Origin of the sequence: Streptomyces sp. NPDC047042, from assembly GCF_040644035.1 — a bacterium.
GTDB lineage: Bacteria > Actinomycetota > Actinomycetes > Streptomycetales > Streptomycetaceae > Streptomyces.
Map to the genome: position 1 here is coordinate 152,785 of NZ_JBEYVP010000026.1, position 22,915 is coordinate 175,699.

Sequence of the window (22,915 nt, forward strand, 5' to 3'; positions counted from 1 at the left end):
AGCGGCCGCCGCTGGAGTACCGATGGACCAGCCTGTCCCGATGTCCGACCACCCGTCGGCCGCGCGGCCCCTGCGCGACCGTATGACCGTGCCGGCGCTCGCGTTCGGCGGAATGCTCATGGCGGTCATGCAGACCGTGGTCGTCCCGCTGCTGCCCGACCTGCCCCGGCTGACCGGCGCCTCGCCCGGCGCGGTCTCCTGGATGGTGACCGCGACCCTGCTCTCCGGCGCCGTCCTCACCCCCGTGCTGGGCCGCGCCGGGGACATGTACGGCAAACGGAGGGTGCTGATCGCGGCCCTCGGGGTGATGGTCCTCGGCTCGGTCATGTGCGCCCTGTCCTCCGACATCGGCGTACTCATCACGGCCCGCGCGCTCCAGGGCGCCGCGTCCGCCGTCGTACCCCTGTCCATCAGCATCCTGCGCGACGAACTGCCGCCGGAGCGCACCGGAAGCGCGGTCGCGCTGATGAGCGCCACCGTGGGGATCGGCGCCTCCCTCGGGCTGCCCCTCGCCGCGCTGGTCGTCCAGTACTACGACTGGCACGTCATGTTCTGGGTGACCGCGGGCCTCGGCGCGGCAGGCGTGGCGGCGGTGTGGTGGGCGGTGCGCGAGTCGCCCGTCCGGGAGCCGGGGCGCTTCGACCTCGTGGGTGCGCTGGGGCTGGCCGTCGGGCTGGTGTGTCTGCTGCTAGGGATCGTCGAGGGCGGCGAGTGGGGATGGGGCGGTGCGCGCGTCCTGGGCCTGTTCGTCGGCGCGGTCGCCGTACTCGGCCTGTGGTGGTGGCAGCAGTTGCGCACCCGACAGCCGCTGGTCGATCTGCGGCTGGTGGCCCGGCCCCGGGTCGGCCTGTCCCATGTCGCCGCCCTGCTGACCGGGTTCGCCTTCTACTCCAACACCCTGGTGACGGCCCAGCTGGTGCAGGCGCCGGAGGCCACCGGCTACGGGCTCGGCCTGTCCATCGCCGAGACGGGTCTCGTCCTGCTGCCCGGCGGCCTCGCCATGCTGCTGTTCTCGCCCGTCTCCGCCCGCGTGTCGGCGGCGTTCGGGCCACGCGTCACCCTGGTCGTCGGTACGTCGGTCATCGCGCTCGGCTATGTGGTGCGCATCGCCGACAGCCGCGAACTGTGGATGATCATCGTGGGCGCCGCGGTCGTCTCCGTGGGCACCACCCTCGCCTACTCGGCGCTGCCCATGCTGATCCTGCGGGCCGTACCGCCCGGCCAGACGGCATCGGCCAACGGCGTGAACGTCCTGATGCGCACCATCGGCCAGGCGATGTGCAGCGCGGCGGTCGTGGCCGTGCTGGTACGCCACACCAGTCCGGTGGACGGCGCCCCCGTACCCACCCTGCACGGCTACCTGCTGGCCTTCGCGATGGCGGGCGTCGTCGCCCTGCTGGCCTGCACGGCGGCCCTGACCATCCCCCGCGATCCGGTCGCCGGCGACACCCGGCGCACCCGTGGCCGCACACCGGGGACCAGGGACGGGGTGATGGAGGGAGCATGAGCACCGTGCACACACCACCGCCGACCGACGCCGACACCCAGCCGACTCCTCGCCGGCCGACCCCTGGCCAGGAGGCCCCGGCCCCGCGCCGGGACGCCGAGCAGACGAAGGCCGCGATCCTGCGTGCCGCCCGGCATCTGCTCGCCCGCCACGCCCAGGCCGACATCACGCTCAAGACGGTCGCCGAACGCGCCGGGGTCAGCCCACCGCTGATCCTCAAGTACTTCGGCAACAAGGACGCCCTCTTCGCCCGTGTGATGTCCTTCGCCCAGGACGCCGACGGTCTCCTCGACGCCCCCCTGGACGACCTCGGCCGCCACATGGTCCGCCATCTCCTCACCGGCCAGACGGAGCGCGGCGCCGACCCGGTCCTGCGGATCGTGTTCGCCCCCTTCCAGGGCGACCGGGGCGACATCATGCGCGCCAACTTCCGCACCCAGGTGAGCGACCGCCTCACCGCCCGCCTCACCGGCCCCGACCCGGGCCTGCGGGCCGAACTGGCCGTCGCCACCCTGCTCGGTCTCGGCGTCATGTACGGCATCGCCCGCGGAACGCGTCTGCGGGAGGCGACGATCGACGACATCGTGGACCGGTACGCCCCCACCGTGCAGGCCCTGCTCACCCCCTGACGGGGCCTCAGCGCAGCAGCCGGTCGAGGAACGCGTTCTTGAACACACCGTGCGGGTCGAGCCGGTCGAGGGTCCCGACGGCTTCCTGCCACACGGCGGGACCGTACGAAGCCGGTACCGCCGCACCGATGACCTCCGCGTCGCTCCACCCCGCCGCCTCCGTGTACGCCCACCCCTTGGACCACTCGACCCGGGTCAGCGCGTGCCCGCCGTCGTACGTCCCGAGCAGGAACTGCTCGAGCTCCCGGAAGAAGGCCTCCGCGTACGGCGTCCCGGGCAGTGTCAGTACGTCCAGCCAGACGGCGGTGTCCCACTCGGGGTGCCCCTCGACCGGTCGCAGCGCGGACAGCAGCGGGGCCCGGGCGCCTGCCGCGCCGGAGTCCGCCGGGCGGTCCAGGCCGGTGGCGCGGATCTCGACGGTGCCGTTGACCGGGAAGCGGCCCAACGCGGCGTACGCGGCGAGGCGTTCCCGGTAGAACGCGGTGAACTCGGCGATGACACGCTGCACCTGGGCCCGGCTGGTCAGCACCGCGTACCCGTTCGCGGTGACCCGCAGAGTCGTCGGCCTGACGTACAGCAGCGTGTTCTTCGACGGCCCCCAGATGTCCGCCGACAGCGTGGTGACGAGCCCGAGCGAGGCCACGTCCAGCTGCGTGTTGCCGAGCACCGGCGCGAGATACCAGGCCCCGTCGGACAGGATCCGCCCGACGAGGTCGGCCACCACGGTCGGGACGTTGTCGGAGAACGGATAGTTGTACGGCGACGAAACGCGCCGCGAGGTCAGCGGCTTGTCCGGCGCGACGCTCCACACCTTCAGCCAGGGGAACTCGGTGAAGGCGAACCAGATCGTCTCGACCCGCCCCGCCTCGTCCAGAAAGCTCGCGAAGGTGCGCCCGCCGGACCCGCTGCCGGGCGCCGCGAACAGTTCGGCCGCCGAGATGTCCGTACGGCTGACGCAGCGCAGGTTCGTGTTCGCCCCCACCCGCAGGACGACCTCGACGACCAGGGACCGGCCCAGGTGGGTGAGGAGCGCCGCGCAGTCCGCCTCGTCGCGGTCGAACGTGCGCAGTACGTAGGCGCCGGAGCCCTCGTCCCACACGACCGCCGTCAGCGACAGCACGAGGTTGCTCAGCGAGCCGTACGTGTGCCCGGGCAGCCGGGTCTCCCCGTCGGCCGGTACGGACGTGCCGTGGGCGTCGACGGCCAGGGCGCCGCCCAGGGTGAGGTCACCGGGCGCGGGCGCGTTGGTCACCCCGAGTCCGTGCTGCTCCAGGTAGGTGAGCAGGGCCTCCAGGGTGACCCCGGTACCGGCGCGCACAGCGGCGGGGCCGGTGGACTCCAGGGCGAGGCCGGTGAGATGGGGTGCGGTGTCGACGATCAGCACGGGCGCGTCGGACTCCGTACCCTCCGTGATCGTCAGCGGCGACCAGCCGTGCGCGGAACCCCGGGCGCGAACCGTCCAGCCGTGCCGCCAGGCCCAGTTGACGACCTCGACCAGCTGGCCGGAGTCGGCCGGCGCGCAGGCCCAGAGACCGTCGGCGGTGATCTCGCCGACCCAGTTGCGGTAGCCGGAACGGTAGGGCGTGACGTCGGCCGGGAAGTCGGGAAGCTCGGCGGCGGCGACGGCCGGGTCGGCCGCGATCGCCACGAGGGCGAGGGAGGCCGCGCCGAGCAGGAATCCGCGGCGCGCCAGATGATCAGTCATCCAGTCACGCTAAAGGGTGAATCGCGCGCATTGGTTGACGTCTGCATCGACTCACTCGTTCGGGTGACACATGGCCCTGTCTGCGGACAGGTCGGACGGATGAAAGACTGACGCCATGGACGAGCGTGTAATCGGTAGGTCGGGTCAGCGGGCGTCGGTCATCGGCCTCGGAACGTGGCAGTTGGGCGCCGACTGGGGCGACGTGGAGGACAAGGACGCCCTCGCGGTGCTGGACGCGGCGGTCGAAGCGGGAGTGACCTTCTTCGACACCGCCGACGTGTACGGCGACGGGCGCAGCGAACAGACCATCGCCGCCTTCCTGCGCGGCAGGCCCGAGCTTGACGTCCTGGTCGCGACCAAGATGGGCCGCCGGCTCGAGCAGCTCCCGGAGAACTACGTCCTCGACAACTTCCGCGCCTGGAACGACCGTTCGCGGCGCAATCTCGGCGTCGACCGGATCGACCTGGTCCAGCTGCACTGCCCGCCGACCCCGGTCTACTCCTCCGACGAGGTCTACGACGCCCTGGACACCCTGGTTGACGAGGGGCGCATCGCGCGCTACGGCGTCAGCGTCGAGACCTGCGAGGAGGCGCTCACCGCGATCGCCCGCCCGGGCGTCACCAGCGTGCAGATCATCCTCAACGCGTTCCGCATGAAGCCCCTGGCCGAGGTGCTCCCCGCCGCCGAGAAGGCGGGCGTCGGCATCATCGCCCGCGTCCCGCTCGCCTCGGGTCTGCTGTCGGGCAAGTACACCAAGGACACGGTGTTCCCCGAGAACGACCACCGCACCTACAACCGCCACGGAGAGTCCTTCGACCAGGGCGAGACCTTCTCCGGCGTCGACTACGCGACCGGCGTGGAGGCGGCGGCGGAGTTCTCGGCGCTCGCCCCCGAGGGGTACACGCCGGCCCAGCTGGCTCTGCGCTGGATCGTCCAGCAGCCGGGCGTGACCACGGTGATCCCGGGCGCCCGCTCGGCCGAGCAGGCCCGCGCCAACGCGGCGACCGCCGCCCTGCCGCCACTGTCGGCGCAGACGCTCACCGCGATCCAGGACCTCTACGACCGCCGGATCAAGGCACAGGTGGAAACCCGCTGGTAGTCAGCGCACGGACGTACGTCTCTCACGGCTCCAGGAGCAGCTGGTGTTCCTGCTCCTGGTCGCCGGAGGCACTGCCCCGGTCATGGGCGGTGAACGTGCCGGTGAGGGTGGCGTCGGCGCAGCGGACGGCCGCCGGCGTGCCCTGCACGGTCACCATGACGGGCGCGGACAGCGGCTCCCTCGTCGGCCGGCCGGGCGCGAGCGTCTCCGTACCGACCGTGAACGCGGCCGTGTGCACGGTCGAGTGTCCGTCGTCGTCCCCGGGGAACTCGTCGGCGGGGCCGAAGACCGACTCCAGGGCCCGGACGACCGTCTGCGCGTCTGCGGCGTTGCCGCCGCTGACCGTGAGTGTGAGCTGTGTGCCGGACATGGCCGGACCTCCCTGTTCGCCGTGGCCACGGTGGTGGCTCCCGGGTAGCCGTCCGTCCGATCACTCAAACAAACCCGTCCGGTCGGGATCTGATCGGTTTCGCCGTGACGGGGAACCCGTATCGGACCAGGACATGCGGGTGAGTGGCCGGGAGGAGACATGGTGGACACCGACGGCGGGGCCGGCACGCGCAAACGCGGGCGCACGGAGACCGAGGACGAGCGGGCCGACCGTATGTGGGGCGAGCTCATCCAGGAGGTGCGCGTCGCCCAGACGGGGGTGCAGATCCTGTTCGGCTTCCTGCTGACCGTGGTCTTCACCCCGAGGTATCCGCAGCTCGACGAGATGGAACACACGATCTACATCATCACCGTCGTCCTGGGGGCCGCCGCGACCGGCGCCCTGATCGGGCCGGTCTCCCTGCACCGGATCGTCTCCGGCCGCCGGGTGAAGCCGCAGGCGGTGCGGTGGGCCTCGCGTCTGACCTTCGTCGGTCTGGTGCTGCTGCTCGCCACGATGACGGCCGCGCTGCTCCTGGTCCTGAGGGTGGCCACCCACGACGCGTACGTGCCCTGGCTGGTCGCGGGTGTCGTCGCCTGGTATCTCGCCTGCTGGTTCGTCCTGCCGCTGTGGACGCGCCGCCGCTACACCACGGAGTGAGCGCGCAGCGCCGCGAGCTGCCGGTCATGGACGCGGCTCAGCAGAAGCAGGGAGACGCTCGCCCCGATCAGCGCGCAGAACATGTCCCACTGGGTGTCCCACACGTCGCCCTGCGTGGCCAGGAAGTCGTCGGCCGCCGAGCCGCCGATCACGGCCGCCGCCCACTCGAACATCTCGAACACCGCGCTGAAGGCCAGACAGGCGCACACCGTCAGGGGGGCGAGCCAGCGGCTGCCGCGCAGCGGTGACGTACGGCTCAGCAGCTCCCGTACGAGCAGGGCCGGCACGAAGCCCTGCATGAGGTGGCCGAGCCGGTCGTACGGATTGCGGTCGAGGCCGAACGTGTCGCGCGCCCAGTCGCCCAGCGGGACCTGCGCGTAGGTGTAGTGGCCGCCCACCATCAGGACCAGGGCGTGCAGCGCGAGCAGACAGCACAGCAGGTTCGTGAGCGGGAAGCGGCGCCAGGTCAGCACGATCACGGGCAGCCCGATCAGGATCCAGACCGTCTCCAGGAACCAGGTCATCAGATCGTGCGGCTGCCACGCCGAGACCGCGAGCGCGACGGCCACCAGCCCGGCCAGCAGCACGGGGAGGTGCCGCCGCGGGGCCTCGGTGGCCGTCGGGAGGGTGCTGGTGAGGTGGTCGACTGCGGGCATCGGAACGCTCCTTGTGGTGGGAGCATCATCGTGGCGGAGCGTTCCGAGCCCGGGCATGAGTACGTGTACTCAGCGCGGGGCGCCCGTGTGCTCAGCCGTCACGCGGACGGGGTGCGTGCCCCGCGCAGCGCCGTGATGCAGGAGGCGATGGCCTCCTGGAGCTCCTCCAGCTGCTGGACCATCTCGTCCTCGGCGAACTCCTGGACGTCGTCGAAGGTCAGCTCCTCGAACGCCTTCGTCGCCTTGGTCAGGCTGCTGTAGAACTTCGTCCGCCGTTCCTGGACGCGCAGTTCGGGGTCGGCCTCGACGGCCTCGACGACCAGGTTCTTGAGGGTGTCGTAGGCCTCGCTCGCCCACTCGCCGGTGTCCTCGTCCTCGTCCAGTTCGTCGAGCAGTGACAGATGCCGTTCGGCCTCCTGGCGCAGATCGAGGGGAGCCTCGATGGTCTGCCCGGCAGGCGTCTTGACCTGGCCGGACTCGGCGATCTGGCGGACGTAGCCGACGCGGTCGGCCGACCGGGACTCGGTGGCGACCGCCTTCTTCAGATCGTCGGTGCGGACGATGTCACGCGCCAACTCGGCCTGGAGATCCGGGTCTTCCTTGATCCGGTCGAGCAGTGCGTGCCGGGCGGCACGGGCGGTCGAGGGGTCGGCCATGATCGCGGCCCGCAGGGCGGTGGGGTTCTCCGCGACCTCCAGCGCCTTGGTCGGGCGGATGCCCTCGGCCTCGGCGGCCTCCGAAATGGCGGCGCCGCGCTCCGAGCCGGCGCTGGAGCGGGAGCTGTAGTAGGTGAGCCACAGGTCGGCGCCCGGGAGTTCGACCTCCTGGCCCGGGACCAGCGCCTCGAAGTGCGGGACGACACCGTCGTCGGCGGCCTTGTCCCAGGCCTTGTAGTACCGCATGACGCGCTCGGGCGAGCAGTCGGCGAGCGCCGCGAACTCCCTGGCGGAGACCTTCGGCGTCTCACCGGCGGGCTGACCGCCGGGCCGAACGCTCCGCGCCACCATCAGCCCGAAAGTCCAGCCTCCCGTCCGCGCGTAGACCCCGAACTCCCGCGCGTCACGCGCCACGAGCGGCGACACGTCGGCGGAGACCTCGGCGATCCCGTCGCCGGGTTCATCGCCGGATTCGGTGCCGGATTCGGCGCCGGGTGCGTCGCCGAGTTCGTCGACGGGCTCGGCGGACGGCTCGGACCACTCGGACCCGTCGAATTCCTCGGACAGGGCGATCGCTACGGTCACAGGTGACTCTCCCAGGGGTGGCTGGACGGACTGCGAAGGTGCAGACAGGCAGCCTATATGCGGGCATTGGCATCGCTTTGACAGACCGGGCCCTGCCCGGATCCCGGCCTGTCACCGCCCCCGTACGCCCGGTGGTCGACACGTGTACCCGCCCATGGCTGTACGCGCATCACTCTCTGAAGGTGCGGAAGAAGGCGTCCAGCGCCTGCTTGTTGGCGGTGGATTCCCAGTCCGCGGCGGGTGTCGTCCAGCGCAGCGAGTAGCCCGTGTTCTCGCCGATGAGGAAGCCACGGCCGAGCGTACGTATCCGGGTGCCGTCGAGGTCGGACAGCCACTCCATGTCGGCCCCCCTGTAGCCGCGAAACGTCGTCGCCCGGATCGCGCCGATCCGCTGGAAGCCGATGCCCGCCCGGCTCAGGACCGGCTCGACGTCGTCGCGCCACACGGCCACCGGGTCCGAGCGAAGCCGCTGGCTGTAGGTGACGGTCAGGGTCCGCGGGTCGCCGGCGGCGCCGAACACGATGCGGTAGGCGACGTTGCCGGGGGAGACGTCCTCGCTCAGCCGCTTCCACCCCTGGGGAAGGGCGACGGAGAACCCCTCGGGGGCCCGGTAGACCCTGAACCCGGCCGGCAGCGCCTCGGCGGTGCCGCCACCGGCCGGGGGAGTGGGCGTGGGTTTGGCCGGCGGCGGCACCGAGGGGGGCGGCGGGGCTGGCGCCGAGGGGGAGACGCTGGGCCGGACGGTCTCCTCCGGGACGGGGGTGTTCCGGTCGGCGGAGGGGAGGGAAGGGGCCGGGGCGGGCGGGGGCACGACGGCCGACGGGGTGGTGTCCGCCCCAGACGCCGAGGCGTCGATGCCGGGCAGATTGTCCGTCGTGGCGAGGACGGCGACGGTGACGACGGCCAGAGCGGTACCGGCGAGCACCAGCTTGCGGGTGGCACGCCGGTTCCAGGCCCCGCCGACGAGCCGCCCGGCGCCCTCTCCCGCGGCGGCGCCGCGCAGCCGGACGGTGGGCACCGCCTCGTCCGAGGTGTCCGGCTCGTCCCTGATGACACGCAGCAGGGCGTCCCGGGCCACTGGAGCGGTCAGCCGTTCCCGGGCGTTCTTGCGCAGCAGCCCCTGGATGACCTGGGTGAGCGGCCCGGCTCGCACCGGGCTGCGCAGCGGCAGCCGGTCCACCGCCCGGAGCGTGGCGTCGGGCCGCCCCCGGTCACGGAACGGGGGCCGCCCCTCGGCCATCGCGTACAGGAGCGCGCCCAGCGCCCACAGGTCGTCCGACGGCTCGGCGCGCGCCCCGTGGGCCTGTTCCGGCGAGGCGTACGACGGTGCGCCGACCCGGGACACGGACGTGGCCCCCGCCAGGCCGAAGCCGGTCACCACGACCGGGCCCTGGTCCCGCACGAACACCTGGCCGGGACTGAGTTCGGCGTGCACGATGCCCTCGCGGTGTGCTCCCTCCAGTACGTCGAGCACCTCGAGCGCGATGCGCGCCGCCCGCACGTAGTTGAACGTCCCCTGCCGTTCGAGGAGTTCGCTGAGCGGCGTGCCGTCGATCCACTCGGTGACCGTCCACAGGGTGCCGAACTCCTCGAGGACGTCGATCACGACGCCCACCCGGCCCGGCAGGACCAGCCCGAGGATCTCGGAGGCGCGCATCACCCGGGCGATGGTGCGGCGCGCGGTCTGTTCCCGGGGGTCGGGAGGGAGCTGGATCTGGGTGAGGACGACCGGGCGCTCGGATGAGGTGTCCTCGCCGGCCCAGGAGACCCGGTTCGTTTCGCGATGGACGACATCGAGGAGTCGGTACCTTCCGGCCACCAACTCATGTGTGGAGACGTGCGCCTTGACCATGGCCATCCCTCGCTGAACCCCTGGCTCTCACCTTTTGGCTCTCACCTTTCCCAGAGGTACGAGGGGTGTGAGGGGGTCTGTTCAAATATTCCGCAACTCCTGGGCCCGGTTCTCCTTTTATTCATCTGCGCAGGGCAGGTGTGCGAAGAAATGGGTGCAATCCCTGGCCCTGCTGTGACGGCCCGCACACGGTCTCCCCGCCGTGAACCGTGGTGGTGTCAGCTCTGCGGCTTCTGCGCGGTCGCCTCGCTCGGCCGCACGACGACCACCCCCTCGCCCTGCAGCATCAGCTGGACGGCCTCGCCGGAGCCGCCGCGGAGCATCGAGCCGAAGGACTGCGAACGGTGCAGCGACGTCTGGAGACTCGCCGTCCAGCCGACGACGGCGTCCGTGTCGACGTACACCGGATACTGCGGCGAGACCGGGATCACCAGCGGGTTGCCCTCGCACATCAGCCCCAGCCGCCCCTGCCCGGTGAAGACGCTGTTGAACAGGCCCGCGCCGCTCGCCCCGGCCCCCTTCACGGTCTTGATCTCGTACGCCAGTGACGCGTCGAAGCACAGCACGTTGCGGCCGTTGACCGTGAAGACGTCACCCGGGTCGATCTCGACGACGAAACAGTTCTGCGCCTCGTGCGCGAACCACGCCTCGCCCTGCCCGCGCACCGTCATCAGGGGCAGCCCCTCACCCGTGACCGCACGCTTCAGCATGCCGCCGACGCCCTGCCCCTTGCGCTCGAACTGGAGGTTGCCGCGGAAGGCGATCATCGAGCCCTGCCGGGCGAACATCTCGCCGTTGACCACGTACTTGATGGACTTGGCGTTCTCGACGGTCATCCCGGGCGCCGTGGCAGGCTGCACCATGTACTCACTGGAAAAGAGGTCACCCTTCATGCGGGCATCGTGTCCCGGAGTGTGCCGCTCCGCCAAGAGAGCGCGCGGAAGGCGAGGCCCCCGACGGAAGGAGGCCGAAAAGGGCGCCCTTGTGTCCGGACCTCCGGCGTCGGCGACACCGGTCACGCTAAGTTGAACGGCACGGTCAACTACGTGTCCCCACAAGGAGGTTGCCCGGTGACGCAGGACTCGTCCGGCCCCGGCACACAGACGCCGGAGAAGATCGACACGACAGTGCCGCACTCGGCCAGGATCTGGAACTACTGGCTCGGAGGCAAGGACAACTACCCGGTCGACCACCAGGCGGGCGACGCCTTCCGCGAGATCTTCCCCGGCATCACCGACCTGGCGCGCGACTCCCGGGCCTTCCTCGGCCGGGCCGTACGCCACCTCGCCGGCGAGGCCGGAATCCGGCAGTTCCTCGACATCGGCACGGGCCTGCCCACGGCGGACAACACCCACGAGATCGCCCAGCGCGTGGCCCCCGGCGCCCGCATCGTCTACGTGGACAACGATCCGCTGGTCCTGACCCACGCGGAGGCCCTCCTCACCAGCTCCCCCGAGGGCGTGACCGACTATGTCGACGCCGATCTGCACCATCCCGGAGCCGTCCTGCGGGAAGCGGCCCGCACCCTGGACCTCAGCCGGCCGGTCGCCCTGACGCTGATGCAGGTCAGCGGGCACATCGCCGGCTACGACGAGGCGCGGGCCATCGTCCGGGAGCTGCTGGACGCCCTGCCGTCGGGCAGCTACTTCGCGTTCAACGACAGCGTGGACACCAACCGGGCCAACGCCGCCGCGACCCGGCTCTACAACGAGAGCGGCGCCGTCCCCTACTACCTGAGGAGCCCGGCGGAACTCGCCGGCTTCTTCGACGGCCTGGAGCTGCTGGCCCCCGGCGTCGTCCCCATCACCGACTGGCGCCCCGATCCCGGGACGGCCACCGCGACCGGCGAGGTGATCGCCCTGGGCGGCGTCGCACGCAAGCCATAGCCGGGCCGGGCAGGGGCAGCGACCATCCGGGGGTGTTCAGGCGCCGAAGAGCTGGGTCCAGTACGTGCCCGCCTTGCCGCCGCCCGCGAAACCGATGCCTATGTGGGTGAACTCCCGTTTGAGGATGTTGGCCCGGTGTCCGGGGCTGTTCATCCATCCCTCGACGACCTCGGCGGCGGAGCGCTGCCCGCACGCGATGTTCTCGCCGATCGTCCGCCGCGTGGACCCCGCGGCGGCGGCCCGGTCCCACGGCTGGCTGCCGTCGGGCCCGGTGTGCGAATAGAACGCGCGGACCACCATGTCCGTGCTGTGCGCCTGCGCGGCCCGGGTCAGCGGCGCGTCGGAGGCCAGCGGCGGCAGCCCGGCGCGGGCCCGCTCCCGGTTGGTGAGGTCGATGACCTCGGCCGCCGTCCGCTCGAGATCCCCGGGCATGAGCGGCCGGGCCCACAGGACGGTCCAGTACGTGTCATCCGTGCGGGATCCGGTGACAGACGCCAGGCCGACCTGTGTGAACGCCGGGTCGTGCAGGGTGCGGCGGGCCTGCTCGGTGCGCAGACAGTAGTCGACGAACTCCTCCGGCGTACGCGGCCCGGAGACCAGATGCTCGCCGACGGTCAGATACGTGTAGCCGGTGGCCGTGACGCGCTGGTGGACGGAGGTGCCGTCCCTGCTCTCGGTGCCGAGCCGGCCTGCCGAGGCCATGTCGGCGGCGTGCGCCCGCGCGGCCGCGGAGAGCCGGGAGTCGAGGGCGACGGCCGGTGAACCGGCGGCGGCCCGGGCGGAGTTGACGAGCGCGAGGAACTCGGCGGCGCCGGGGCCCGGCGAGCCCGGCGTACCGGAGGGGGTACCGGGAGACACCGCACCCGGCACCGCTCCGGCGGCCGACGCGCCCGGGGGAGCGGACCCGGCGGCCCCGACGGGTCGCGGGGCGCCTGTCGGCCGGGACCGGCGTGCGGTCGCCGCCCCCGCCAGCCGGGAAGCCGCGCCCGCCAGCCGGGAGGCCGCGTCGGACCAGAGGGACGGTGTCCGCAGGGTGCCCGAGGCCGAGGCCGACGAGGCGTCGTCGTCCACGACATCCACCCCGAAGTCCCGGGCGAGGCCCGCCAGCCCGTCCGCGTACCCCTGGCCCAGCGCGCGCAGCTTCCAGCCCGCACCCCGCCGGTACAGCTCCGCGAGCAGCAGTACCGTCTCCCGCTGCGGGCGCGGCGGTGTGAACCGGACCGGCGCCCGGCCGCCGGGGCCGGTGACGTGGAGTGTGGGCGCGGGCAGCGTGCCCAGCGCCGTGCCGGAGTCGGCGGCGCTGACCACCACCGTGACCCGGGTGGCGCCGGGACGCAGCGCCGCCGGGTCGACGGTGAGGGTGTCGCCGTGCAGCCGGACTCCCGGGCCGGTCGGCTGGTTGTAGAACACGAAGTCGGCGTCGCCGCCGACCTTGCCGCCGTCGTCCGTCACGAGCGCGCTCACGTCGAAGGGGCCCGGCACCCGGAGCGTGAGGGTGCCGCCCGGCAGGGGCGTGTTGCCCCCGGGGACCAACTCGCTCATCGCGCCTGCCCTGGGGTCGTGGTTCGTGCCCCCACGGGGGCGTTGCCCCTGTAACGCCCGGCCGGGGCGCCGCGGTTCCCCGGCCGACGCCAGCCGGCCGGGGAAAGGCCCGGCTACGACTCCCGCACACGCACCAGGTGCACGGCCGTGCTGGACCAGTCGCCGGGCGCGAGGTCGAGCCGCAACCCGTACTCGCCGAGCACGTTCGCGTGATGGACGGCACCCGTGTACGTGTCGCGGTACCTGGCGCCGGGCGTCAGGCCCCGCAGACGCACCGGGATCCTCGGGAGACCGTGCCGAGGGCCGTACCGGAAGCCCAGCACCAGAGCCTCGGCCGCGTCCTCGCCGACGTACTGCACGACCGTCGGTTCCTCCCCGAGCGGCCCCGACAGCCGGTACAGCTCACCGTGCTGCACCAGATGCCGCACCTTCTTGTAGTCGGCGACCAGTGCCGCGCCCTCCGCGAGTTCCTCCTCGGACCAGCGCGTGAGGTCACCGCCGATACCGAGCAGCCCGCACATCGCCGCGTGGAAACGGAACCGCAGCGGCACCGAACGCCCCGTGAGCTGGTTGGGCACATCGGTCACCCACGCCGACATCGCACGCGCCGGATACACCTGGCCGAAACCGTGCTGGATCACCAGCCGGTCCACGGCGTCGGTGTTGTCGGACGTCCACGCCTGATCCGTACGGGAGAGAATGCCGAGGTCGACCCGGCCCCCGCCGCCACTGCACGTCTCCACCCGCAGCCCGGGGTGGTCGGCGCGCAGCCGGTCGATGACGTCGTACAGATTCGCCACGTACCGCGTCCACAGCCGGTCGTCGCCGTCCGGCTGCCCCGGCCAGCCCGACTCGCCGAAGGCGCGGTTCATGTCCCACTTCAGGAAGTCGACCTGGTGGTCCCCGACGAGCCGGGTCAGCCAGCCGTACGCCCACTCGGCGACCTCGTCGCGTGCGAAGTTCAGCACGAGCTGGTTGCGCATCTCGGTACGGGCCCGCCCGGGTACGTGCAGCACCCAGTCGGGGTGCTCGCGGTACAGGTCGCTGTCCGGATTGACCATCTCCGGCTCGACCCAGATCCCGAACCGCATGCCCAGCCCGTGCACGTGGTCGGCCAGCGGCTTGAGCCCCTCGGGGAAGCGCTCCGGGGTCGGCGTCCAGTCGCCCAGCCCCGCCCGGTCGCTGCGCCGCGCCCCGAACCAGCCGTCGTCGACGACATACAGCTCCACTCCGAGCAGGGCGGCCCGCTCGGCCAGTGCCATCTGGCTCGCCTCGTCGACGTCGAAGCCGGTGGCCTCCCACGAGTTGTAGAGCACCTGCGCCAACTCCCGCGCGCTGGGCAGCACATGGGTCGTCGTGTACGTGTGCCAGGCGCGGCTCGCCGCTCCGAACCCGCCGTCCGTGCACAGCCCGGCGAACACCGGCGTGGTGAACTCCTCGCCCGGCGCCAGCGGAACGCTCGTACCCTCGTGGCCCACGCCTCCGGTGAACCCGGCGAGCCCGTCGGGGGTGCGCTGGGCGGTGATGCGCCAACTCCCGCTCCAGGCGAGGGCCGCGCTCCACACCCGGCCGTGCTCCTCGGTCGCCTCGCCCGAGTCGAGCATCACCCACGGGTTGGCGTGATGACTGGTGATTCCGCGCCGGCTGGTCAGCACCGTCTCGCCGAACGGCAGGGCGTCGCGCCGCAGTTGGCTCTCGGCGGACCACTGGCCGGTGACATGGCTGAGCCGGTGGTCGCGCGACGGCGGCAGCGTCCAGGCGGCGGAGTCGACGCGCAGCAGATCGACACGTTCGTCACCGGCGTTGCGCACCGCGGTCCGGCGCTCGATGACGTCCGAGTCGGCGCGGACCGTGTAGTGCAGCGCGACCTCGAGAGGGTAGCGGCGGTCCCGGAAGTCCAGCACCAGCTCGGCCGTCCCGGTCTCCGGTTCGAGGACCCGGTGGCCGGTCGGCACCCATTCGAAGCCGCGGGAGGAGTCCGCGTACCGGACCTGGAGCGAGGGCGGGCCGTAACGGGTGCCGCCGTCGACGGGCAGCTCCTCGCCCACCGCGGGCCGCCCCTCGAAACTGCTCGCCATGTCCTGCGCCGGAGGAACGAGCGCACCCGCCTCCGCCAGGGTCAGCCGCGGCCCCCACGCGAGATGACACGGCGCGCCGCTTCCGTCGATCCGCAGCGCGTACGACGTGCGCGGGGTGGTCAGCAGCCAGACCCCGGTGTCCGGGGAGTGGGAGATCAGCGGCATGGTGCCTCACGTTCGTGGTACTGGTGTTCTCGGCGAACCCAAGCGCGACCATGGATCATGTGTCAATGGGATGCCTGTGACGGTCTTTCGCAAGTCTAGAGGGGTCTGTGGTGGTGGTTCCTCCCGTCTCGGCTTCTTTCATTGACAGGGGAAAATAAGCGATCTAGGTTCCGGGCATGCCCGCGCCCCCTCGTGCCGAGGTGTTTCCGGTCCGTACGCCGGCCGCCTCGCAGATCTTCACCACGGTCCTGTCCCACGGCCCGCTCACCCGTGCCGACGCGGCCCGGCGCGCGGGGCTGTCCGCGGCGGCCGTGACCAAGGCGGTCCGTCCGCTGATCGAGGCGGGCTACCTGGTCGAGGACGCGGACGGCGGGGCCCGTCCGGTGCTGGGGCGGCCGGCGAACCTGGTGCGGGTCGACGGCGGCCGGGCGTTGTTCATCGGCGTCAAGCTCACCGGTGACCGGATCTTCGGCGTGCTCACCGACCTCTGCTGCCGCGTCCGGGTCGCCCGCGACCTCCCGCTGCCGGCCCGGGCCCCGAAAGCGGTGCTGGTCTCGGTCGCCGAGCTGGTGCGGGAGCTGCTCACCGAGGCGGACGGCTTCGGGGTGCCCGTCCTGGGCTGTGGCATCGCCGTCGCCGGGGAGGTCGACCGCGCCGAGGGCGCCGTACGGTACTCGCCGTTCCTGGGGTGGCGTGATGTGCCGCTCGCGGAACTCGCCGCCATGACGACGGGGCTGCCCGTCACGGTCGACAACGACGTGCGGGCGCTCACCGTCGCCGAGCAGTGGTTCGGCGCCGGCGTGGGGCTGTCCGACTTCGCCCTGGTCACCGTCGGCGCGGGGGTCGGCTGCGGGCTCGTGGTCCACGGGCGCGTGGTCGCGGGAGTGCACGGGGTGGCCGGAGAGATCGGGCATGTGGTCGTCGATCCGGCGGGCCCGCCCTGCCACTGCGGCAAGCGTGGCTGTCTGCAGGCGTTCGCGGGGGACGCGGAGATCGTCGCCCGGGTACGGGAGATCACGGGCACCGCGATCACCGACAGCGCCGAGGCCGTCGCCCTGGCCCACGCGGGTCACCCCGGCGTACGGGAGGTGTACGCGCGGGCGGGTGCGGCGATCGGCCGGGGCATCGCCACCGTGGCCAACCTGCTCGGCCCCCAGCGCGTGATCATCTCCGGCGAGGGGCTCGCCGCGTACGACCTGTTCGCCGAGCAGATCCGCGACGCGTTCACCGAAGCCGCCTTCGGCTCCGCCGCCCGCTGTGAACTGCTGACCCGGCCGCTGCCCTTCGAGGAGTGGGCGCGTGGAGCGGCGGCGACGGCGATCCGGGCCTTCGTCAGGGCAGATCCGGAGCAGCAGGCGGCAGCGCCGGTGACTTGATCAGCCCTTCCCGATGGGCGACCGCCACCGCCTCACCGCGGCTCGACGCGCCCAGCTTGGCGAGGATGTTGGAGACGTGGACACTGGCCGTCTTGCCGCTGATGAACAGCTCCTCGCCGATCTGGCGGTTGCTGCGGCCGAGGGCGAGGAGCCCGAGGACGTCCTGTTCGCGGGCGGTGAGAGGTGTAGGGACGGCGCCGGAATCCTCGACCGGGGAGGGTTCCGTGAGCCGGCCCCGGCGGATCAGGGCGTCCAGGTCCCGGAGCAGGGGCGTGGCGCCCAGTCGTACCGCCGTCTCGCGGGCCGCGCGGGCCTGGGCGGCGGCCTCCGCACGGTTGCCGTCCGCCAGCAGGGCCTCCGCGTACCGCCGTCTGCACCGCGCCTGTTCGTAGACATCGCCGAAGCCGAACGCCGTGACCGCCCGTTCCCACGCGTCGACCTCCGGACCGGCCGTCACCCGTGCCCACTCGGCCTCGGCACGAGCCAGCCACGCGTGTCCCTCCGGGCCCTGCGGGCTTCCGTCGCGGCCGATCGCGCCCCGGGTGCGGGCCAGTTCCAGCAGTTCGGCCGCCGTGTCCGTCCACCGCAGTGCCCCCGCCTCGTCGCCGGACCGGCGAAGGCGGACGGCCTTGTCGGCGACGGCGGACAGCGCGAGGGCGACGAGCCGGACCGCGACCTCCGGCCGTGCCCCGGTGTCGTCGGTGAGCGCCTTCACCGTGTCGTGCACGCGCTGCACGGCTGCCTCGGCGTCGCCCGCCGCAGCGGCGGCGTCCGTGAGCACGATGCCCGCGACCAGCGTGGCCATCCAGTCGAACGGGCCGGCCAGCAGCGCCCGGGCGCGGTCGACGGCGCCCAGGTCACCGCGTGCCAGCGCCACGTACAGCGAAGGCCCCGCCACGTAACCGGCAGCCGTGGGCAGCACCTCGGTGTCGGCCACCGCCGCGCGGGCGCACTCGTCCCAACGCCCCAGCGTGTACAGCACCAAGGAGTGCAGATAGCGCATCTCCAGCGGGTACGGCGAGGAGAGGAGACCAACCCGGCGGGCGCGGTCCAGGCCCTCGGAGAGCCACGGCAGGCTCTCCTCCAGCAGGCCGGACTCGAAGCTGCCGATCGCGAGGTTGAACAGCGCGCGCATCTCCACCGTGGTGCAGCCCGCGCGCCGGGCCAGCTCCCGGGCTTCCAGGACACGCTCGCGGGCCTCGGGCGTGCGACGCCCGCCGGCCTCGAGACCGGCCACGGAGATCATGAGATCCGCCCGCGCGTCGAGGGCCTGAAGCCCCTCGGCGACGGTGAGGGCCTGCCGGGCCACCCTCAGGGCGGTGTCGTTGTCGCCCATCTGCCGTGCCGCCATGACATGGGTGGCCGCCGCCCACACCCACGTCCGTGACGGGGGCTCGGCCGGGATCAGGGCGAGCGCCTCACTGCTGTACGCGAACGCCGCCGCGAGATGGTCGATGCTCATCAGGTTGTCGGCGAGCGTGTAGCGGACGCGGGCCGCGAGTTCGGCGTCCGTGTCCCGGCCCTCCCCGGCGAGCGCGGCCCGGGTGAGCGACACCGCGCGATGGGCCTCCCCGGCGTGCGCCGCCGCGGCGGACGCCCGCAGCATCAGCGTGACCGTGTCCAGGCCCTCGCCCGTGGGACGGGCGCCGGCCTCCACCGCCGGCCACATGTCGAGGGCGGCCTCCAGATGCCGTAGCTCCTCCGCGGGAGCGCCGACGCGAGCGGCGTGGTCGGCGGCCTCCAGGGACGCCGTGAGCGCCTCGGCCAGGTCATGGCTCTCCCGGTAGTGGTGCGCACGCTCCGCCGCACTCTCAGCAGGACGGCCCCGCCCGGCCAGCAGCCGCGCGAACGACCCGTGCAGCCGGGACCGCTCGCCCGGCAGCAGGTCGGCGTAGACGGCCTCACGCGCGAGAGCGTGCCTGAAGGAGTACGTGTTCCCCTCACCCGGGACGAGCAGTTGGCGTTCGACCGCCTCGCGCAGCGCCGACTCCAGCTCGTCCTGCGGCAGTCGGACGGCGTCGCTCAACAGTTCGTGCTCGACGCGCCGCCCGGCGACGGCGGCCGTACGCAGCACCTGCTGTGCGGTGTCGGACAGTTGCTCGAAGCGGATCAGGAGAACGTCGGCGAGCCCGCTGGGTACGCCGCCCGACTCGGTGTCGGTCGCCGCGAGCAGTTCCTCCGCGTAGAAGGCGTTGCCCTCGGCCCGCTCGACGATCCGCCGGACGGTCGTGTCGGGCAGCGCCTCCTCGCCGAGGGCGCGCACCAGCCGGGCCACCTCGGTGTCGGCCATCGGCCGCAGTTCCAGCCGTTCCACCGCGGGCAGCCGCACGAGCTCCGCCAGCAGCGGGCGCAGCGGATGGCGGCGGTGGAGGTCGTCGGCGCGGTACGAGGCGAACAGGGCGAGCGGGTGGCCGGGGGCGCCGCCGGCAGACCCCTGGAGCACGCCCCTGCTGAGCAGGAACCGCAGCAGATCCCGGGAGGACTGGTCGGCCCAGTGCAGGTCCTCCAGGACGAGCAGCAGCGGCGCGATCTCGGTGACGGCGGCCAGCAGCCCCGCCATCCCCTCGAACAGGCGCAGCCGCCCACCGGCGTCCCGCCCGCCGTCCGCCTCCCCGCCACCGAGCAGCCGCCCGACCACGGGATGCGCGGCGAGCGCCCCGGCGAACCGCTCGTCGGCGGCGAGCACCCCCACGATCTCGGTGAACGGCAGATACGGCAGACCGACGTCACCGAGATCGACACAGTGCCCCGTGAGCACGGTCATCCCCCGGTCCGAGGCCCGCTCCGCCGCCTCCGCCAGCACCCGTGTCTTGCCCACTCCGGCATCCCCGGCGATGAGCACGGCACGGGCCTCACCGACCCGGGCACGGTCCAGCACACCGGCGAGGCGGGTCAGCTCGTTGTCGCGGCCGATGAGTGGGGTGTCGAACAGGTTCTGCGGCACAGATCAATCCTGACACGCACCACTGACAGCCCTGGCCGGTCAGGCCTCGCGCAGTATCGCGACCCAGTTCGCGGGCACGCGTCCTGCCGGTCCCGGGGTGGGCTGGTCGGCCGGATGACTGGTCGGCGGAGCGAGGGCCGGACCGGACTCGTAGAGCTCGGAGGTCTCGAAGTTCCAGAACCAGGCCTCGCCCGGTTCGTAACTGCGGATCACCGGATGGCCGGTGTCCCGGAAGTGGGCGGTGGCGTGCTTGGCGGGCGAGTCGTCGCAACAGCCGATGTGGCCGCACTGGGCGCAACGCCGCAGATGGAACCACCAGCCGCCGTCGGCGTCGCACTCGACGCAGCCGGCTCCGCTGGGCGGGACGCTGGGGTCGATTCCGGTGTCCTTGGTCATGAGGGCTCCTGGGCCGGGTCGGGGGCGGTGTCGGGGTCGGTGGCGGTGAGGGGGAGCAGTACCTGGAAGCGGGTGTCGCCGGGTACGGACTCGACTTTCAGGTCGCCGTGGTGCTTGTTGACGACGATCCGCCAGGAGATGTCGAGTCCCAGCCCGGTGCCCTCGCCCACCGGTTTGGTGGTGAAGAAGGGGTCGAAGATCCGCCCGCGGATCTCGGCCGGCACTCCCGGGCCCGTGTCGCGGAACTCCACCAGCAGCCGGTCGTGCACCACAGCGGTGCGTACGGTCAGCGTGCCTTCGCCGCCCGTGTCCTTGATGGCCTGCACCGCGTTGTCGATCAGGTTGGTCCACACCTGGTTCAGTTCGGCCGGGTAGGCCGGGATCCTCGGCACCGAACGGTCGTAGTCCTTCACGATTTTGACCTGTGGCCCGATCTTGCCCGACAGCATCAGCAGAGTGCTGTCGAGGAGTTCGTGCACATCGGCGACCTGGTAGGGCGCGCGGTCGAGCTGCGAGTACTGCTTGGCGGCGTCGACGAGGTGCGAGATACGGGTGGTGGAGTCCTCGATCTCGGACATCAACAGCTCGGTCTCGACCGTGTAGTTGAGCCACCCGATGGCACTCTGCAGGATCTCCTGCTCGTCGACGGCCGCCGCGATCTGCTCCAGCCAGTCGACGTCGAGACCGCCCTGCACGAAGGTCGGCGCGATCTGCCAGCCGTTCTGGATGCCGTGTTCGTCGAGCCAGTCGGCGAGTTCGTCCTCCCGGTCGGACGCCTCGAGCGGGCTCAGTGCCGGCGCCTTGGAGACCCGCTCGGCCGTCCGCTCCTGGAGGTCGACCAGGGCCTTCAGGACATCGTGGTGATAGTCGCCCGAGGCGATGAGACCGAGCTTGTTGCGCATGTGCGCGACCCGGTCCCTGAGCGACGAGGTGGCCCGTACGGCGGCCGCGGCCGGGTTGTTGAGCTCATGGGTGAGACCCGCGGACAACGAGCCAAGCGCCAGCAGCCGTTCGCGCTGCCCGACGGCCCGCTGAAAGGTCTGCGAACCGAGGGAGAGCCCCTCCAGGAGATGGATCGCCATCGGAAACCACTCGCGCATGAAGTCCGCGAACGACTCGGCGGGCAGGACGAAGAACCGCGTCGGCTCGGTCACCCGCAGCGAGTTGGGGTACCGCTGCGGGTTGCCGTCACCGAGATACGCCATCACGGCCCCGGCGTACACCCCTTGCTGGGACGTGCGGCTGATCTCGATGTCGTCGCTGCCCACCCGGCGCGACATGACGACCGTGCCCTCGATCATCACGTAGAAGCAGCTCGCCGGGTCACCTTCGGCGAACACCGGCCCGGGGTCGAACAGTTCGACCCGACCCTCGCTGCACAGCCTGCCGAGCTGCTCGGCGTTCAGCTTCTCGAACAGGAACAGCGAGCTGATCTCCGCCGCGCTGCACGGCATCAACTGCCCGCTCACGACTGCTCCAGGTACCGGTGGACGAGCATCACGGCCATGGCTCCCTCTCCGACGGCGGACGCGACCCGCTTGGCGGACTCCGCGCGCGCGTCCCCGGCGACGAACACGCCGGGGATGTTGGTCTCCAGGTGATACGGCGGCCGGTCCAGCTCCCAGCCCGCCGGCGGCCGCCCGTCGGCGGTCAGATCGGGTCCGGCGAGGATGAACCCGCGCTCGTCCCGCGACACCGTACCGTCCAGCCAGTCGGTCAGCGGGGCCGCGCCGATGAACACGAACAGCCACTGCGCGTCGACCAGTTCGGTCTGCCCGGTCGCCGTGTCACGCAACGTCAGCTGTTCCAGCTGGTTCTCGCCGTGCGCGGCCTCGACGACCGTGTGGGCCCGCACCGAGATGTTCGGCGACTCGGCGATCTGCTGGATCAGGTAGTGGGACATCGACGCGGTCAGGTCCGGCCCGCGCACCAGCAGGGTGACCGACTTGGCGCCCCTGGCCAGGTACATCGCCGCCTGTCCGGCCGAGTTGGCGCCGCCGACGATGTACACGTCGTGGCCCTGGCAGCCGGCGGCCTCGGTGAGCGCCGACCCGTAGAACACCCCTCGGCCCGACAGCTCGGTGGCGCCCGGCGTCTCCAGCTGCCGGTAGGACACACCGGTCGCCAGGATCACGCTGTGCGCCGCGATCGTCGACCCGTCCGCGAACCGCACGAGCCGCGCCGCCCCGCTGCTCTCCAGACCGGTCACCTCCCGCGCGGAGAGGATCTCGGCGCCGAACTTGGTGGCCTGGCGTCGCGCCCGGTCGGTGAGCTGACCGCCGGAGACTCCGTCGGGGAAGCCCAGGTAGTTCTCGATCCGGGAACTCTGCCCGGCCTGCCCGCCGGTCGCAGACCGCTCCACGAGGACGGTTCGCAGGCCCTCCGAGGCCCCGTAGACCGCCGCACCGAGCCCGGCGGGACCGCCGCCGATGACGACCAGGTCGTAGAAGTCCGCGGTCGGGGTCGTCGCCAGCCCCACGTGGGCGGCCAGGTCGGGCACCTCCGGCTCGACGAGTGCCGTACCGTCGGCCGTGATCACCACCGGCAGCCGCTGCCCGTCCTCGCCCGCGGCGGTCAGCAGCCGCTGCCCCTCGGGTTCCTCGGTGGAGTACCAGCGGTAGGGCACCTGGTTGCGGGCCAGGAACTCCCGTACGTCCGACGAGCGCGCCGACCACCGGTGACCGACCACCTTGGTGCTCGGCACCGGCCGGAAATCACTGCACCGCCACGCCTCCAGCAGGTCGTCCAGCACCGGGTAGAGCTTCTCCTCCGGCGGGTCCCAGGGCTTGAGGAGGTAGTGGTCGAGGTC

18 protein-coding genes are annotated in these 22,915 nt (G+C 72.1%); 6 read left to right on the forward strand and 12 right to left on the reverse strand.

All coding sequences use genetic code 11. The annotated features are described in order from the left end of the window. Positions 1–22: 22 nt before the first annotated feature. Together ABZ855_RS29130 and ABZ855_RS29135 are read left to right on the forward strand one after the other, a co-directional pair. Complete coding sequence (locus tag ABZ855_RS29130) at positions 23–1,507, forward strand: MFS transporter (RefSeq protein WP_360811799.1); 1,485 nt, start codon at positions 23–25, stop codon at positions 1,505–1,507. Continuing rightward, positions 1,504–2,136: a TetR family transcriptional regulator gene (locus ABZ855_RS29135; RefSeq protein WP_360811801.1), complete on the forward strand. Its 633-nt coding sequence runs from the start codon at positions 1,504–1,506 to the stop codon at positions 2,134–2,136. Before ABZ855_RS29130 ends, ABZ855_RS29135 begins: the two co-directional genes overlap by 4 nt. A 7-nt stretch (positions 2,137–2,143) precedes the next feature. On the opposite strand, the gene ABZ855_RS29140 is transcribed toward ABZ855_RS29135, so the two are convergent. Further along, positions 2,144–3,841: a cholesterol oxidase substrate-binding domain-containing protein gene (locus ABZ855_RS29140; RefSeq protein ID WP_360811803.1), complete on the reverse strand. Its 1,698-nt coding sequence runs from the start codon at positions 3,839–3,841 to the stop codon at positions 2,144–2,146. Between the two features lie 115 nt (positions 3,842–3,956). On the opposite strand from ABZ855_RS29140, the gene ABZ855_RS29145 reads away from it, so the two are divergent. Continuing rightward, positions 3,957–4,940: an aldo/keto reductase gene (locus ABZ855_RS29145; protein WP_360811805.1), complete on the forward strand. Its 984-nt coding sequence runs from the start codon at positions 3,957–3,959 to the stop codon at positions 4,938–4,940. A gap of 22 nt (positions 4,941–4,962) precedes the next feature. On the opposite strand, the gene ABZ855_RS29150 is transcribed toward ABZ855_RS29145, so the two are convergent. Next, on the reverse strand, positions 4,963–5,310 hold the full coding sequence (locus ABZ855_RS29150; protein WP_360811807.1) for a hypothetical protein: 348 nt from the start codon (positions 5,308–5,310) through the stop codon (positions 4,963–4,965). Between the two features lie 159 nt (positions 5,311–5,469). On the opposite strand from ABZ855_RS29150, the gene ABZ855_RS29155 reads away from it, so the two are divergent. Continuing rightward, positions 5,470–5,970, forward strand: coding sequence for a DUF6328 family protein (locus ABZ855_RS29155; protein ID WP_360811809.1), 501 nt, complete (start codon positions 5,470–5,472; stop codon positions 5,968–5,970). Here the strand turns inward: ABZ855_RS29155 and ABZ855_RS29160 are convergent. From ABZ855_RS29160 to ABZ855_RS29175, 4 genes are all read right to left on the reverse strand, one after another. Then, positions 5,955–6,626, reverse strand: a complete 672-nt coding sequence (locus tag ABZ855_RS29160; RefSeq protein ID WP_360811811.1) for a DUF2238 domain-containing protein — start codon at positions 6,624–6,626, stop codon at positions 5,955–5,957. The genes ABZ855_RS29155 and ABZ855_RS29160 overlap by 16 nt on opposite strands. Before the next feature lie 98 nt (positions 6,627–6,724). Continuing rightward, positions 6,725–7,729, reverse strand: a complete 1,005-nt coding sequence (locus ABZ855_RS29165) for a hypothetical protein (RefSeq protein WP_360811844.1) — start codon at positions 7,727–7,729, stop codon at positions 6,725–6,727. A gap of 307 nt (positions 7,730–8,036) precedes the next feature. Then, positions 8,037–9,719, reverse strand: coding sequence for a serine/threonine-protein kinase (locus ABZ855_RS29170; protein WP_360811846.1), 1,683 nt, complete (start codon positions 9,717–9,719; stop codon positions 8,037–8,039). Positions 9,720–9,937: 218 nt separating this feature from the next. Next, positions 9,938–10,612, reverse strand: coding sequence for an AIM24 family protein (locus tag ABZ855_RS29175; protein WP_360811813.1), 675 nt, complete (start codon positions 10,610–10,612; stop codon positions 9,938–9,940). Between the two features lie 177 nt (positions 10,613–10,789). Between ABZ855_RS29175 and ABZ855_RS29180 the strand changes: the two genes are divergently transcribed. Beyond that, positions 10,790–11,605, forward strand: a complete 816-nt coding sequence (locus tag ABZ855_RS29180; protein WP_360811815.1) for an SAM-dependent methyltransferase — start codon at positions 10,790–10,792, stop codon at positions 11,603–11,605. A 36-nt stretch (positions 11,606–11,641) separates the two neighbouring features. On the opposite strand, the gene ABZ855_RS29185 is transcribed toward ABZ855_RS29180, so the two are convergent. Together ABZ855_RS29185 and ABZ855_RS29190 are read right to left on the reverse strand one after the other, a co-directional pair. Continuing rightward, on the reverse strand, positions 11,642–13,147 hold the full coding sequence (locus ABZ855_RS29185; RefSeq protein ID WP_360811817.1) for a CAP domain-containing protein: 1,506 nt from the start codon (positions 13,145–13,147) through the stop codon (positions 11,642–11,644). 113 nt (positions 13,148–13,260) lie between these two features. Beyond that, positions 13,261–15,390 carry an alpha-galactosidase gene (locus tag ABZ855_RS29190; protein ID WP_360811819.1) on the reverse strand — a complete coding sequence of 710 codons (2,130 nt, stop codon included), beginning with the start codon at positions 15,388–15,390 and terminating at the stop codon, positions 13,261–13,263. A gap of 176 nt (positions 15,391–15,566) precedes the next feature. On the opposite strand from ABZ855_RS29190, the gene ABZ855_RS29195 reads away from it, so the two are divergent. Beyond that, positions 15,567–16,766, forward strand: coding sequence for an ROK family transcriptional regulator (locus ABZ855_RS29195; protein ID WP_360811821.1), 1,200 nt, complete (start codon positions 15,567–15,569; stop codon positions 16,764–16,766). On the opposite strand, the gene ABZ855_RS29200 is transcribed toward ABZ855_RS29195, so the two are convergent. The 4 genes from ABZ855_RS29200 to ABZ855_RS29215 form a co-directional block, all read right to left on the reverse strand. Continuing rightward, on the reverse strand, positions 16,723–19,710 hold the full coding sequence (locus tag ABZ855_RS29200) for an AAA family ATPase (RefSeq protein ID WP_360811823.1): 2,988 nt from the start codon (positions 19,708–19,710) through the stop codon (positions 16,723–16,725). The two genes, ABZ855_RS29195 and ABZ855_RS29200, sit on opposite strands and share 44 nt — an antisense overlap. 39 nt (positions 19,711–19,749) lie before the next feature. Further along, positions 19,750–20,106 carry a UBP-type zinc finger domain-containing protein gene (locus tag ABZ855_RS29205; protein ID WP_360811824.1) on the reverse strand — a complete coding sequence of 119 codons (357 nt, stop codon included), beginning with the start codon at positions 20,104–20,106 and terminating at the stop codon, positions 19,750–19,752. Then, positions 20,103–21,575, reverse strand: a complete 1,473-nt coding sequence (locus ABZ855_RS29210) for an ATP-binding protein (protein ID WP_360811826.1) — start codon at positions 21,573–21,575, stop codon at positions 20,103–20,105. The genes ABZ855_RS29205 and ABZ855_RS29210 overlap by 4 nt, the downstream gene beginning before the upstream one ends. Further along, positions 21,572–22,915, reverse strand: a 1,344-nt coding sequence (locus ABZ855_RS29215; protein ID WP_360811828.1) for an FAD-dependent oxidoreductase, incomplete at its 5' end; no start/stop codon positions are given. The genes ABZ855_RS29215 and ABZ855_RS29210, both read right to left, overlap by 4 nt.